Source organism: Sinorhizobium sp. KGO-5, from assembly GCF_036245905.1.
In the GTDB taxonomy this organism is placed as follows: domain Bacteria; phylum Pseudomonadota; class Alphaproteobacteria; order Rhizobiales; family Rhizobiaceae; genus Sinorhizobium; species Sinorhizobium meliloti_A.
Map to the genome: position 1 here is coordinate 1 of NZ_BDIZ01000005.1, position 13,463 is coordinate 13,463.

11 protein-coding genes are annotated in these 13,463 nt (G+C 61.9%); 6 read left to right on the plus strand and 5 right to left on the minus strand.

Annotated elements, in window-relative coordinates; genetic code table 11:
- Nucleotides 1-412: 412 nt before the first annotated feature.
- From BHD07_RS20510 to BHD07_RS20525, 4 genes are all read right to left on the minus strand, one after another.
- Nucleotides 413-1,540: a DUF2865 domain-containing protein gene (locus BHD07_RS20510; RefSeq protein WP_338282889.1), complete on the minus strand. Its 1,128-nt coding sequence runs from the start codon at nt 1,538-1,540 to the stop codon at nt 413-415.
- A gap of 167 nt (nt 1,541-1,707) precedes the next feature.
- The gene (locus BHD07_RS20515; protein ID WP_003534106.1) at nt 1,708-2,352 is read right to left on the minus strand and encodes an acyl-homoserine-lactone synthase; all 645 of its coding nucleotides are present in this window, start codon (nt 2,350-2,352) and stop codon (nt 1,708-1,710) included.
- A 155-nt stretch (nt 2,353-2,507) separates the two neighbouring features.
- Nucleotides 2,508-3,245, minus strand: coding sequence for a helix-turn-helix transcriptional regulator (locus BHD07_RS20520; protein ID WP_018095134.1), 738 nt, complete (start codon nt 3,243-3,245; stop codon nt 2,508-2,510).
- A gap of 203 nt (nt 3,246-3,448) precedes the next feature.
- On the minus strand, nt 3,449-5,761 hold the full coding sequence (locus tag BHD07_RS20525) for an NADP-dependent malic enzyme (protein WP_100673238.1): 2,313 nt from the start codon (nt 5,759-5,761) through the stop codon (nt 3,449-3,451).
- A gap of 245 nt (nt 5,762-6,006) precedes the next feature.
- On the opposite strand from BHD07_RS20525, the gene BHD07_RS20530 reads away from it, so the two are divergent.
- Both BHD07_RS20530 and BHD07_RS20535 read left to right on the plus strand, forming a co-directional pair.
- Nucleotides 6,007-6,852 carry a UDP-2,3-diacylglucosamine diphosphatase gene (locus tag BHD07_RS20530; RefSeq protein WP_338282892.1) on the plus strand — a complete coding sequence of 282 codons (846 nt, stop codon included), beginning with the start codon at nt 6,007-6,009 and terminating at the stop codon, nt 6,850-6,852.
- Nucleotides 6,853-6,989: 137 nt separating this feature from the next.
- The gene (locus BHD07_RS20535) at nt 6,990-8,213 is read left to right on the plus strand and encodes an MFS transporter (RefSeq protein ID WP_100673106.1); all 1,224 of its coding nucleotides are present in this window, start codon (nt 6,990-6,992) and stop codon (nt 8,211-8,213) included.
- Here BHD07_RS20535 and dgcA read toward each other — a convergent pair.
- A complete protein-coding gene (gene dgcA / locus BHD07_RS20540; RefSeq protein WP_338282893.1) occupies nt 8,165-9,148 on the minus strand; it encodes an N-acetyl-D-Glu racemase DgcA in 984 nt (327 codons plus the stop codon). The two genes, BHD07_RS20535 and dgcA, sit on opposite strands and share 49 nt — an antisense overlap.
- A 185-nt stretch (nt 9,149-9,333) precedes the next feature.
- Between dgcA and BHD07_RS20545 the strand changes: the two genes are divergently transcribed.
- The 4 genes from BHD07_RS20545 to BHD07_RS20560 all read left to right on the plus strand — a co-directional run bounded on the left by BHD07_RS20545 (nt 9,334) and on the right by BHD07_RS20560 (nt 13,451).
- Nucleotides 9,334-10,473 (plus strand): ABC transporter permease, encoded by a 1,140-nt coding sequence (locus BHD07_RS20545; protein WP_100673108.1) that lies wholly within the window; start codon nt 9,334-9,336, stop codon nt 10,471-10,473.
- Between the two features lie 11 nt (nt 10,474-10,484).
- Nucleotides 10,485-11,294 carry an ABC transporter ATP-binding protein gene (locus BHD07_RS20550; RefSeq protein WP_100673109.1) on the plus strand — a complete coding sequence of 270 codons (810 nt, stop codon included), beginning with the start codon at nt 10,485-10,487 and terminating at the stop codon, nt 11,292-11,294.
- Nucleotides 11,295-11,384: 90 nt separating this feature from the next.
- Nucleotides 11,385-12,755: an MlaD family protein gene (locus BHD07_RS20555; protein WP_164867046.1), complete on the plus strand. Its 1,371-nt coding sequence runs from the start codon at nt 11,385-11,387 to the stop codon at nt 12,753-12,755.
- Between the two features lie 81 nt (nt 12,756-12,836).
- Nucleotides 12,837-13,451, plus strand: coding sequence for an ABC-type transport auxiliary lipoprotein family protein (locus BHD07_RS20560; RefSeq protein WP_100673111.1), 615 nt, complete (start codon nt 12,837-12,839; stop codon nt 13,449-13,451).
- Nucleotides 13,452-13,463: the final 12 nt, after the last annotated feature.

Genomic DNA, 13,463 nt, shown 5'->3' on the forward strand with positions numbered 1-13,463 from the left:
CGCTGCTGGATCCCTGTGACGAGCACAGGGATGAGGTGAGGAGAGAGTGCGGTCCCTCGGCGCGCTTCATAAACCGTGAAGATAGCGAGGCGACACGACAGGTCCCGGGTCACGCCCGTATACAGCGTCCCGCTTCGCTTCGATGTAGTAGCCGCACATCCCCGGTCCCTCATTCCTGTGCTCGTCACAGGAATCCAGCCAGACCAAGTCCTAGGGCTGAAAGAACGCTTCCCGCGCCGCAGACGCGACGCTGCTGGATCCCTGTGACGAGCACAGGATGAGGGTGGAGAGATTGCAGTCCTCCGAAAAGTTTCCCACAGCCGCGCATCTTACCGGACGCGCAAAGGTCGCTGCTTAACGGGCTCTAGATCAAGAATATGCGTGATTCTCGCAGAATGCTCGCCGGCGCCTGTCAATTGTCCTGCAGCGGCTGGTATCGCGGCCCAAGCGGATGCTTGAGGTCGATCGCGCTCTCTTCCTGCGGAAGGAAAGTCGGACCGACGATGCGGACCTTGTTTTTGGTCGGGTCGTAGGGCCGCTCTTCTATCGGCTTGGGCGGCGCCTTTCTCTCGCTGCCGATGGTAATGACCGATGGGCTGACGGCGGTGAGCTTTCCGGCAGAGCCTGTCTTTTGCCTGTTGGCATCCGTTGCGGAATCCGGAATTCCGCAGCCACAGATGCCCGGTGAGCCGACACCGCGCGCCCGGTAGGCAAAGGCCGTTGGGAGGTCGGTGTAGGGTCGGCCGGTCGTTGCCGAAACCATCCGGTCCGCTTCTTCCGTTGCGAGCACATGGTAGTAGAGCTCCGTCTCCGCACCCGGGCAGCGCGCGCGGCAGAGATCGGCGTCGCGACCGAAGTCCGCCGGCGTGGCATGCGAGGAGATGGGAAAGAAGGCGCCATCGCATGTTCGCACGCACATGGTTCTGAGGCTGCCGGCGAAATCGGGCTCCATGAGCGGAAGCTCTGATCCGGGGGCGTCGAGTAGTAGCGGATAGGCATCGCTGTCCGGCGGCAGGTCCCTCAGGATGTTCCGGTGAACCTCCGTTTCCCGGGCGGCGGCGTTCGCAAACTCGCCTCCGGCGCTTCCGGTATCCCAGGCCTCGCGCACCCCCGAGCAGCCGTTGAGTTCCATTGCGGCGAGGATGCGCCGCCGAACGTCGTCGTCGCCACCGCCGATCAGATGCCTGCGCTGCGCCTTGAGTTGCCGCAGATTTTCCTCCATCCGCGCGATCGTGCCGTCGAGTTCGGCGCAAGCCGCCTCGTCATCGCCGCCGATAATGACGACGCTGTCGCTGCTGCATTCCATTCGGCGGCGATCGTTCTTGGCGCGTCGCAACTCGATGTTCTGGCGGGAGACCGCACCTGTGAAATCGCGCAGGCTGGCATTCGTCGTGAAACCTGTGGGAAGGCCGGCGAGGCGGGCGCTCAGCCGTTCGCAAACGCCGGATGCCGCAGCCGGACCGGTTGTCGCCAACGCGAGCGGTACGAGAACCGCCGCGATGCGCCGGATCTTGGATGCCACCTTCGGGGACGCGGACACGTGCTTCTTCCTGCCTTGCAGCGGACAGTTGCCGATGTGTCCGCCTTACCGCCTCATCATAGGACCTTGTCGAGATGGTGCAACGGGAAGAGGGCATCTGCGTTAATTTGCGATGCCCTTGTATGGAAAGCAGTGGGCCGTGCGCCTGCACGGCCCGGAATATCGGGTCAGGCGGCGCGTGCCGTTTCGAGCGACATCGGGCGATCGAGGACGGTACCCTCGATGGAGGCCACCGCCTTCATCGTTTCGAGCAGGTTCCTGCTTACCTCCCAGGCAATGGCGACCGCATGGACGGAGCCGATCCTGTGCGGGTCGGCTATGCGCTCCCCCGGGCAACCCATGCGGCGGAACATTCGCTCCAGGAAAACGTCGGTGACCGTGACGATATGGCTGATGCCCGAGGCAAGGCTCATTTCGCCCACACCGCACATCAGTTCGGCCGCGGCGATGGTGACCTGGTTCGATGCGCGATCCTGGGAAATTTCGGGATCGATGCAGAAGCGGCTCGATTCCCACACCGACGCGCTGCGGATTTCCGGATTGTCCCCGAGCAGGATCGGGAACGTATCGTCCAGCATATTCGGACCGAGCGTCGGAAGGAGCCTGAGAGAGCCACGAATCTTGCCAGTGTCGGGCGAGTACGACATGACATAGAGCGGATTGGCCTTGTCGTAGTGGTCGATTTCCCAGTCCCCTTCGGTCTTGACGTCCCACTTCAAGAAGTCGTGGAATACGCGCTTACGCAGCCGGAACATCTCGTCGATGGCCTGGGGATGCTGGCTGCGACCGTTTCCGTTCACTATCCTGATCATTTTTCGCTCCATGCGTGATTACGCGATGTAGCGATGCTGTCAGGCTCGGATGACATATGTAACTGTCTATAGTGACAGTTTATTTCCTTGTTTTTTCCCAATAGATTTGTGGGGGAAACTGCGAGTGGCCGGTCCTGTCCCGGGCCGGCAACCCGTCAGATGGTGGGGATAAGAGCGTGTCGAACAGCGTGCGCTACGGCTTGCGTGTTGGACACTACATTGAGTTTGCGGCGGGCATTGGTCATGAAGAAACGCACGGTTCGCTCGGATATCCCGAGAATAGTTGCAATCTCCCAGTAGCTCTTGCCGGCCGCCGACCAGGTGAGCACTTCGGTTTCCCGCCCGGTCAGGCGGAGATCGCGCTCGTCGAGCGCCCCGGCCATGGCCGAATGTTCGAGCATGGAGGCGTGGAACAGGTTGGCAGCGAGCTGGAAATCGCGCAGATGGCAACGGCGATAGGCGGACCACTCGACCGGCGACATATTGGCACCGATTGCGAGGAGCGCCATGCGGCCTGCAGGCGAGGGGAGCGGCAAGGCGACGCCTTCGGTGGAAAGCCCGATCTCCTCGGCCGCCTCGAAGAGGGGCTCGCATTCCGGAAAGCGGCGCCGCGCTGTCGCCCATTCCACGGGCCTGACACCGCCTAGCGCAAGCTTGAGGATCGGGTCGATCCTGTAAAGCTCCCTGGCGGCGTAGATTTCAGCGGCGTAGGCGCCGAAAGTGTGATGCAGGCGGCAGATTCTCAGACCATCCGGAAGCGACTCCGCCTCCAGATACAGGAGATGCGAGATGTTGAAGGTTCGACGCATCAGGGCGAAGAAGCGCTCGGGGTCGGCGCAACCTCCATATTCCACGATATCCAGCAAATTGAGGACAGCTTGTTGATTAGTCATGCCGTAACACCGAAACTTGCCCCTATAATAAACATGGTTTACGGCGGCCGGTTTTGTCTAGTGCAATATTTCATAAACGGTGCAGTAATCCGGTCTATACAATCATAAGTTGAGTTGCCTAATATCGCTAGCGCGGCCGCGTCGGTTCCCCTGGAAGCAGCGTTTTTTTGCCCTCCATCGCCAATGAGGAGGCGCGCCATCCCTCAGACGGGATGGCTCGACTCGACGACGGCCAGCGCCGCCATATTGACGACGCCGCGCGAGGTAACGGACGGCGACAGGATATGCGCCGGCAGCGCCGAGCCCAGAAGGATCGGACCGACATGCAGGCTGTCCGTCATGGTTTTGACCACGCCGAGCGTGATATTGGCGGCGTCGAGATTGGGGAAGACGAGCAGATTCGCTTCGCCGTTCAGCGTGCTGTCCGGCATCACGCGTTGGCGCAGGACCTCGGAGATGGCGGAATCGCCATGCATTTCTCCGTCCACCTCCAGATCGGGGGCTAGCTCGCGCACGAGCTGCAGTGCGGTGCGCATCTTGAAAGCGCTCTCGGAATCGCGCGAGCCGAAGTTCGAATGGGAGACGAGGGCGGCACGTGGCGTGATGCCGAAGCGGCGGATTTCGTTTGCAGCCATTACCGTCGTCTGAGCGATCTCCTCCGCGCTCGGGCTGAAGCTCACATAGGTATCGGTAAAGAAAGTCGCGCCGCGTTGTGAGATCAGGAGGCTGAGCGCCGAGAAGTCGAGTACGCCCGGACGCTTGCCGATGATCTGCGATACATCGCGCAAATGCTTGCTGTAGCGTCCCTCAACCCCGCAGATCAGCGCGTCTGCCTCGCCGCGCTTGACGGCGAGCGCACCGATGACCGTCGTATTCGTGCGCACGATCGTGCGGGCCGCCTCGGGAATGACGCCGAGCCGCCCGACGAGGGCGAAATAATCATCGACATAGTCGCGATAGCGCGGGTCGCCCTCGGGATTGACGACCTCGAAATCGACGTCGGGGCGGATTCTGAGGCCGTAGCGCCGCAGTCGGGTCTCGATGATTTGCGGGCGGCCGATCAGGATCGGCTTGGCTGTGCCTTCCTCCAGCAGAACCTGGGCGGCCCGCAGCACCCGCTCATCTTCGCCCTCGGCGAAGATGACGCGGTTCTTCGTCGCATTCTTCGCCGCAGCAAAGACCGGTTTCATAATGAAGCCGGAGCGGAAGACGAAACGGTTGAGCTTGTCGAGATAGGCGTCGAAGTCCTGGATCGGACGCGTGGCGACGCCGCTTTCGGCTGCAGCCTTTGCCACGGCCGGCGCAATCCGCAGGATCAGCCGCTGATCGAAAGGCGAAGGGATCAGGTAATCGGGGCCGAAGACGGGCGTTTCGCCGGAATAGGCGCGCGCGGCGACATCCGACGGCTCCTCGCGGGCAAGGCCTGCTATAGCGCGCACGGCCGCCATCTTCATCTCTTCGTTGATGGTGCGTGCGCCGCAATCGAGCGCGCCACGGAAGATATGCGGGAAACAGAGGACATTGTTGACCTGGTTCGGAAAATCCGAGCGTCCGGTGCAGATCATGGCATCGGGGCGCGCGGCGCGGGCCACTTCGGGCATGATCTCCGGCGTAGGATTGGCCAGCGCCATGATCAGTGGCTTTTCGGCCATCCGGGCCAACAGTTCAGGCTTGAGAACGCCGGCGGCCGAGAGCCCCAGAAACACGTCGGCTCCGCCGATGCTGTCGGCGAGCACACGATTGTCGCTCTCCTGCGCATAGACGGCTTTCCACTCGTCCATCAGGGCCTCGCGCCCCTTGTAGACGAGACCTTCGATGTCGTGGACCCAGATGTTTTCCCGCTTGGCGCCCAGCGTGACGAGGAGGTTGAGACAGGCGAGCGCCGCCGCCCCGGCACCCGAGGCTACGATCTTGGCCTCGGCAATGTCCTTGCCGGCAAGTTCCAGGCCGTTCAGGACGGCGGCAGCGACGATGATCGCGGTCCCGTGCTGGTCGTCGTGGAAGACCGGTATTTCCATTTTCTCGCGCAGACGCCGCTCCACCTCGAAACATTCGGGAGCTTTGATGTCCTCGAGATTGATGCCGCCGAAGGTCGGCTCCAGCGCCGAGATGACGTCGACCATCCGATCGACCGTCGGTGCGTCGATCTCGATGTCGAAGACGTCGATCCCCGCGAACTTCTTGAAGAGAACGGCCTTCCCTTCCATCACGGGTTTGGAGGCGAGGGGACCGATATTGCCAAGGCCGAGAACGGCTGTGCCGTTGGATACCACGGCGACGAGATTGGCGCGGGCGGTGAAATCGGCGGCGGTCTCGGGATTGTCCTTGATCGCGAGGCAAGGTGCGGCGACCCCCGGCGAATAGGCGAGCGCCAGGTCGCGCTGATTCCCGAGTGGCTTGGTCGGCTGAATCTCGAGCTTGCCGGGGCGAGGATAGCGATGGAAGAAGAGTGCCTGCTGATCGATGTCTCCGCTGGCGGGAACGGCCTGGGATTTCGCTTTATCGCCCGTGTTCATGCCTTTGCATTCCTTGAATTCTTGCGTGGGACCCGAGAGCGCGGTTCAGGAAATCGCGTTCACGTCCGGTGCTGATCGATGTCGTGCCTTTTGGCATGAATCGCCCGGCAGGTACAGTTTCGACGCGGTTCTTTCCAGCCATGGTTACGCGGCGCTTGCTGCGTGCTCCGTGTCCCATGTCATCTTCCTGAAACACGAGTCTGATTTTGACGGTCGTGAAACGGCTAAACCAGGATGAGGCTGGCATGGCGGCGGCATCGGCATACCAACAGAATTCCGTTCTGAAACTGCGGACGCTTTTCATTTCCGATGTTCATCTGGGCTCGAAAGCGGCCAAGACGGACTTTCTTCTGGATTTCCTGCGGCACCATGAGGCGGAGACGATCATTCTGGTCGGCGATATCGTGGACGGCTGGCGTCTCAAACGCAGCTGGTATTGGCCGCAATCGTGCAACGACGTGGTCCAGAAGCTTCTGCGCAAGGCACGAAAAGGCACGCGCATCATCTACATCCCCGGTAATCACGACGAATTCCTCCGGGAGTTTCCGGGCGTTCATTTCGGCGGTATCGAAGTGGCGCAACGCTATCTCCACAAGGGTGCGGACGGGCGGAGCTATCTCGTGCTGCACGGGGACGAGTTCGACGTCGTCGTGCGCAACGCACGCGTTCTCGCCTATCTCGGCGACTGGGCCTACGACATGGCAATCGCCATCAATATTGGCCTTGCGGCCATACGTCGTCGTCTCGACATGCCTTACTGGTCGTTTTCCTCCTGGGCCAAGCTGCAGGTCAAACACGCGGTGAACTTCATCGGCGAGTTCCAGAAAGTCGTCACCGAGGAAGCCCGTCGTCACGACGCGCAAGGGGTGATCTGCGGCCACATCCATCATGCGGTCATCGAAGACATCGACGGCATCAGGTACATCAACACGGGCGATTGGGTGGAGAGCTGCACGGCAATCGCCGAGCATCACGACGGCACGATGGAGCTCATCACCTGGCACCAGATGCGCGGCGACAACGCCGCTGGGCAGCGAGCCGGCGAGGCCGAGACAATGCCCGTCAGGCGGCTTGCACCGCAGGCCGCCTGAGTGATTTGCGGGGCAAGAGAAAGCCGCGGAAGGGTCTGACTATCGTTCCGGTGGACAAGCGTCCGCGGTGACGACGAGCCGATGGCAAACACACGCGCGGTTGTGTTAATGGTGGCCCACAGCCATCAGGTCCCTCCATGATTCCGTCATCTGCTCCCGCATTCGTCGCGGGGCCCCCGCCGCGCCATTTCGCACTCCGCATCGCGCTTCTCTTCTCAGCGCCGCTGATCGTCAACGGTTTCGCAATGCCGTACTTTCCGGTCTGGCTGAGCAGCCTGTCGCTCAGCGACTTCGAAATCGGCATAGTGCTTGCAGTTCCGATGTTCGTCCGGGTGATCACCGCACCGCTGGCGGGCGTTCTCGCAGACCGCATCGGCGAGCGGGCGATCGTCCTGATCTGGTCGGGCATCCTGTCCTTCGCCGGGGCAATCGTTCTTTTCTATGCGCAGAGCTTCTGGCCGGTGCTCGTCATCTACACGCTGCAATCGGCGGTTTATTCGCCCTATGTGCCGATCGTTGAGGCGATAGCACTTTCGGGCGTGCGGCGCTGGGGATTCGACTATGCGCAGATGCGTGTCTGGGGATCGGTCGCCTTTATCGGGGCGACGATGCTGGGTGGCTGGCTGATCGGAGTCGTCGGCGGGCAGATGGTCCTGCCCGCAATGGCGGCAGGCTTCGCGCTCACCATACTGTTGGCGGTGGCCGCGCCGCGTGTCGGCCGTCCACGCAGGCCATCACCGATTACCGCGATCACCGAGCCGCCGCCGCAATCGCTGCGCCAGGCGGACCTGCAACTGCTTTTGGTCGGCGTGACGCTGGTCAACAGCAGCCATGCGATGCTCTTCGCCTTCTCTGCCATCTACTGGCAGCATATCGGCTACAGCGGCACGCAGATCGGTATTCTCTGGAGTGCCGGCGTCGCAGCGGAAGTGCTGATGTTCTTCCTTGCCAGGGCGATCGTCCGCCGGTTCAGCGTCTGGACGATGATTTTCTCCGGCTGCCTGCTCGCGGTCGTGCGCTGGCTGATTTTTCCGATGGACCTCGGCTTCTCGGGCTATTTCGTTCTGCAGTGCTTCCACGCCTTCACCTATGCGATCATGCATACGGGCATGCAGCACAAGCTGGTCGAGCGTGTCGCGGAGGAGCAGGAGGCGTCGGCGCAGGGGCTTTATTTCTTCTACACCGGCATCTTCACGGCGATCTTCACCTTTCTGTCGGGCTATTTCTACGCCTGGTTCGGCGTCGACGGCTTCTACTCCATGTCGGTGGTCGCGCTTTCCGGCTGCCTTTTCACTTTCCTCGGCTGGTATCTTCAGCCCCAGAGGCTGGCCTCCGGCGGAAAGACGAGCGAGGCCTCGTAGCGAAGGCCCGGCGTGCGGTCGTTCGAGAGCAGCAGCGGTCCGTCGAGATCCACGAAATCGGCGCCCTGCGCGACAAGCACCGCCGGCGCCATGGCGAGCGAACTGCCGACCATGCAGCCGACCATGATCTTCAGGCCGAGGGCTTCGGCCGCGGCGCGCATGCGCAGGGCCTCGGTCAGCCCTCCGGTCTTGTCGAGTTTGATGTTGACCGCATCGTAGCGGCCGACGAGCCTTTCGAGGTCCTCCGTGGCATGCACGCTTTCGTCGGCGCAGACGGGTACGGGGCGGGGCAGGGAGGCGAGTATCTCGTCGCGGCCGGCCGGCAGCGGCTGTTCGATGAGGCTGATGCCGTTCTCGGCGCAGGCGGTGAAATGGGCCGTAAGGTTGGCTGCCGTCCATCCCTCATTGGCGTCGAGAATGATGCGGCTCGCCGGCGCGCCGCTCCTGACGGCGCGAATGCGCGCCGTGTCGTCTTCCGTTCCGACTTTCACCTTGAGAACCGCCCGATGGGCGTGTTTCTCGGCCTGGGCCCTCATCTGATCCGGTTCGCCGAGCGATAAGGTGTAGGCGGTGGTCAAAGGCGTCGGGCCGGCTATTCCGGCGAGCGCCGCAGCGGAGCTTCCACTGCGCTTTGCCTCGAGATCCCATAGGGCGCAGTCGACCGCGTTTCGAGCGGCGCCGGCCTTCATCGCCTTCTGCAGGTCCGTGCGTGTCATACCCTCTTCGATGAGCTGTCGTACGGTCTCGATGGCGCTCAGCACCGACTCGACCGATTCGCCGTAGCGCGCATAGGGAACGCACTCGCCCCAACCCGATAGCTCGCCGTCGGTGACGCGGCAGGTGACGACGCTTGCCGTGGTTTTCGAGCCACGCGAAATGGTGAAAGCCCCGGCGATCGGGAAGTGTTCAACGGTGGCTGTAAGAGAAATCGGCATAGGGACCCCTTGACTTCATACGCTCCGGACCGCGGACGGCGGACTTTCGCGAAGCTTCCGGCCCATTGTGTCATTTCTGTCGCACCAAGGGCACTGTACGACTTTGAATTCCCGCATGATTTTGTCATCAAATCGATTCTGGTTTAAGAGACTATGCGGAGAACGAACTGAAAGACCGATATCACGTGACGCGTGCCCAAACAGAGACCGCTGCCGACGTCGTCGTCGATGAGGGCGCCGCCGGAAACGGTCGGCGCTATGTGTTCAGCGGCGACTGGCGGCACGAGACCGCGGAGGAGATGGCCGCCAAGCTGAAGCGGCTTGAAAAGCCCTCCGATGGGCAGAGCGAGTTTGACTTCTCCGGCATCACCGCGATGGACACGGCCGGTGCATGGATCATTCGCCGCTTCATGCACGGGACAGCCGACGACGTTCGGTTCACGGGCGGCGAGCGTTATGCCGAACTGGTCCGCGCACTGCCGAAGCAACTGCGCAGCCCGGAAGAGAGTGGGACCAGGATGCCGCTTTTTCAGCGGCTGTTTACGCCCGTGGGTGAGCTGACGGTCTCCATCTGGACCGACACGGTCGCGGCCATGTACATCCTGGGGTCTGCGGTACGCGGTGCGCAGATGAAGCTCGGGCGTCACGCGGGCGTCTCGCCTGCTGCGATCGTCCATCAGATCGACCGCATGGGCGTCATGGCGACGCCCATCATCACCCTGATGTCGTTCCTGATCGGCGCCATCATCGCGCAACAGGGAGCGTTCCAGCTCCGCTCTTTCGGAGCGGAAATTTTCGTCGTCGATCTCGTCGGCATCCTGCAATTGCGCGAGATCGGCGTGTTGCTGACCGCAATCATGATCGCCGGTCGGTCGGGCAGCGCGATTACCGCCGAGATCGGCTCCATGAAGATGCGCGAAGAGGTCGACGCGCTCAAGGTCATGGGCTTGAGTCCGGTCGGCGTTCTCGTCTTTCCGCGTCTCGTGGCGCTGACGATTGTCTTGCCGCTCCTGACGATCATTGCGAACTTCGCCGCCCTTGCCGGCGCCGCCATGGTGGCATGGGCCTATTCCGACATCACGATCCCGACCTTTTTGGCGCGGCTGCAGGAAGCTGTCGATTTCTCCTCGGTCGCGGCCGGTATGATCAAGGCCCCCTTCATGGCCTTGATCATCGGCGTCGTTGCCGCAGTCGAGGGACTGAAGGTCGGCGGCAGCGCCGAGTCGCTCGGGCGGCGTGTGACCTCCTCCGTCGTCAAATCGATATTCGTCGTGATTCTGATCGACGGATTGTTCGCCATGTTCTACGCGGCAATCGATTTCTGAGGTAGGCGAACATGGTTCAAGCGGTCATCGAAAAGCAAGCGGATGCGGGGGAGAAGCGAGAGGCGGTTCTCTCCGTGCGCGATCTGACCGTCGGCTTCGGAGACCATGTGGTTCTCGACAATCTCAATCTCGAAGTGCTGCGTGGTGAAATCCTCGGCTTCGTCGGCGCCTCGGGTACCGGGAAGTCCGTACTGATGCGCACGGTCCTTCGGCTTCTGCCCAAGCGTTCCGGCACGATCGAAATTCTAGGCGCCGACTACGACAAAATGGGCGAGGCCGAGCGCATCGCACTCGATATGCGCCTCGGAGTGCTGTTCCAGCACGGCGCGCTTTTCTCGGCCCTGACGGTGCGTGAGAACATCCAGGTGCCGATGCGCGAATATCTGGATCTGCCGCAGGACCTGATGGACGAACTCGCGCGCCTGAAAATCGAACTGGTCGGCCTCGCACCGGAGGCCGCGGAGAAATACCCCTCGGAGCTTTCCGGCGGCATGATCAAGCGCGCGGCGCTTGCGCGCGCGCTTGCGCTCGATCCCGATCTCGTCTTTCTCGATGAGCCGACATCCGGACTCGATCCGATCGGGGCCGCGGAGTTCGACGAGTTGATCGCCAAGCTGCGGGACACGCTTGGATTGACCGTGTATATGGTGACGCACGATCTGGACAGCCTGTTTTCGGTCTGTGACCGGATCGCGGTGCTCGGCAACAAGCGCGTTCTCGTCGAAGGCACCATCGAGGATATGCTCGCCTGTGACGAGCCCTGGGTGAAGTCTTATTTCCGGGGCAAGCGCGCAAGGGCGATCGTGCGCGAGCAGGATTGAGACGAGAATGCGGGAGGCGGGGGAGCTACAGCAAGCCTGCTCGCAGAATACATGAACAGGCGGCAAGGACCGCAAAGGTAGGTAATGCCGATGGAAACTAAAGCGAATTATGCCATTGTCGGCTTCTTCACCGTCCTGGTCATCGCCGCGGCCTTCGGCTTCGTCTATTGGATGTCGCAATATGGCCGAACCGGCCAGATGGTCGAACTCGTCGTCAACATTCCCGGATCGGCCAACGGTCTGTCGGTGGGCTCACCGGTGCGCTTCAACGGCATCAACGTCGGCAGCGTGCGCAATCTTGCGATCGATGCCAATGATCCTCGCTATTCGATTGCGATCACCGAAGTCTCGGCCGATGCGCCGGTCATGAAATCCACAACGGCGACGCTCGAGGTGCAGGGGCTGACGGGAGCGGCCTATATCGAGCTCAGCGGCGGTCGCAAGGGGGACGAGAATATCCTCAAGACCGCGCTGGAAAACGGCACCCAGGCGCACATCCTTGCCGATCAGTCGAGCGTCACCAGCCTGCTGGCGACCGCGGACCAGATCCTCGACCGCGCGAATTCGGCGATCACGGATATCCAGAGCTTCGTCACCGACGTGCGTGGCCCGCTGACGGCCACCATCGGCAACGCGGAGCGCTTTTCCAAGGCGTTGGCGGACAATTCCGGTGCGATCGACCAGTTCCTGAAAAGCGTCGAACAACTGTCCGGCTCCGTCAATGCTGCATCGAAGAAGCTCGATGATACGCTTGCGAGCGCGGACAGGCTGATCAAGTCGGTCGACCCGAAGAAGATAGACAACATCGTCAGCAATGCCGAGCAGGTGAGCAACAATCTGAAGGATGCTTCAGGCGGGGTATCGGAAGCGATCGCCGGATTCCGGCGCACGGTGGAAACCTACGATCAGTTCGGCAAGAGCGCGCAACAGACGTTGAAGCGGGTCGATACACTGGTGGCTGCCGTCGACGCGCAGAAGGTCGGGCTGGTCGTCAACGATATCACGGCCGCGAGTGCGGACGCCCGCAAGATCGCCGCGCAGGTTTCGGACTTTGCCGAAAAGATTTCCGCCCGGCAGGGGGACATCGATCAGACGATCACCGATTTCACGCAAATGTCCAACAAGCTGAATGCGGCATCGAACCGGGTCGACAGCATCCTGGTGAAGATCGACGGCTTCCTCGGCGACGCGGACGCTCCGTCGCTTTCTGCGCAGGCACGCGAAACGCTCGAGTCCTTTCGGCGGGTGGCGGAGAACCTGAATGCGCAACTGGGCCCTATAGCCGAAAATCTCAAGCGTTTCTCCAATTCGGGACTGCGGGACGTCGAGGCGCTCGTCGGCGACACGCGTCGCACGGTTCAAAGCCTGCAGAATACGATTTCCGAGTTCGATAAAAATCCGCAGCGGCTTCTGTTCGGCGGCGAAACGGTTAAGCAATATGATGGCCGCACGCGTCGGTGATTCGTTTATCGACGGTCGCGGGCAGGTTGCGTTGAGGGCGGGAAGCTGAACGGCGCCGCGTTGCTAGGGGATATTTGGCGTATGGGTTTTCCGGGTCTGGTAGGTTTTCGTGGCGCGAGAGGGGCCCGGTCTGCGGTGGTTCTTGCATTGGCGGCGATGCTGGCGGGGTGCGGCTCGCGCCAGGCGGCCAACGACACGTTCAGTCTGGCGTCCGTTCCTGCGGTGGAGCGTCCGGGAGCTACGAACCGCCAGCTTCTCGTGCCTGAACCGACGGCGCTGAAGACGCTGGGCAGCGACCAGATCGTCGTTCGTCTTTCGAGGTCGGAACTGCAATACCTCGCCAGGGCCCAATGGGGAGACAGTCTGCCGCGTATGGTGCAGGACAGGCTCGTCCAGACATTCGATAACACCGGCAGGATTCGCGTCGGTAAACCCGGCCAAGGGCTCGCCATCGATTATCAATTGATAACCGAGCTCAGAGCCTTCGAAATATCCACCGATGGACCGGCAACGGCGGTCGTCGAGATATTCGCCAAGCTACTGGACGACCGGAACGGTACCGTCCGCAAACAGCAGGCCTTCCGCGCCGTCGTGCCCGTGCGTGGCGCCGGCAATCCCGCCTTCGTCACCGCACTCGACGCCGCTTTCGCCAGGGTCGCGGCCGACATCGTCGGCTGGACGCTCAGCTCCATCTGAGGGAAGCCGTCT

Bases quoted from the DNA above. Each gene is read 5' to 3' on its own strand.
- BHD07_RS20515 (WP_003534106.1), bottom strand. From the start codon at position 2,352: ATGATCAGGATAGTGAACGGAAACGGTCGCAGCCAGCATCCCCAGGCC.
- BHD07_RS20520 (WP_018095134.1), bottom strand. From the start codon at position 3,245: ATGACTAATCAACAAGCTGTCCTCAATTTGCTGGATATCGTGGAATAT.
- BHD07_RS20525 (WP_100673238.1), bottom strand. From the start codon at position 5,761: ATGAACACGGGCGATAAAGCGAAATCCCAGGCCGTTCCCGCCAGCGGA.
- BHD07_RS20530 (WP_338282892.1), top strand. From the start codon at position 6,007: ATGGCGGCGGCATCGGCATACCAACAGAATTCCGTTCTGAAACTGCGG.
- BHD07_RS20535 (WP_100673106.1), top strand. From the start codon at position 6,990: ATGATTCCGTCATCTGCTCCCGCATTCGTCGCGGGGCCCCCGCCGCGC.
- dgcA (WP_338282893.1), bottom strand. From the start codon at position 9,148: ATGCCGATTTCTCTTACAGCCACCGTTGAACACTTCCCGATCGCCGGG.
- BHD07_RS20550 (WP_100673109.1), top strand. From the start codon at position 10,485: ATGGTTCAAGCGGTCATCGAAAAGCAAGCGGATGCGGGGGAGAAGCGA.
- BHD07_RS20555 (WP_164867046.1), top strand. From the start codon at position 11,385: ATGGAAACTAAAGCGAATTATGCCATTGTCGGCTTCTTCACCGTCCTG.
- BHD07_RS20560 (WP_100673111.1), top strand. From the start codon at position 12,837: ATGGGTTTTCCGGGTCTGGTAGGTTTTCGTGGCGCGAGAGGGGCCCGG.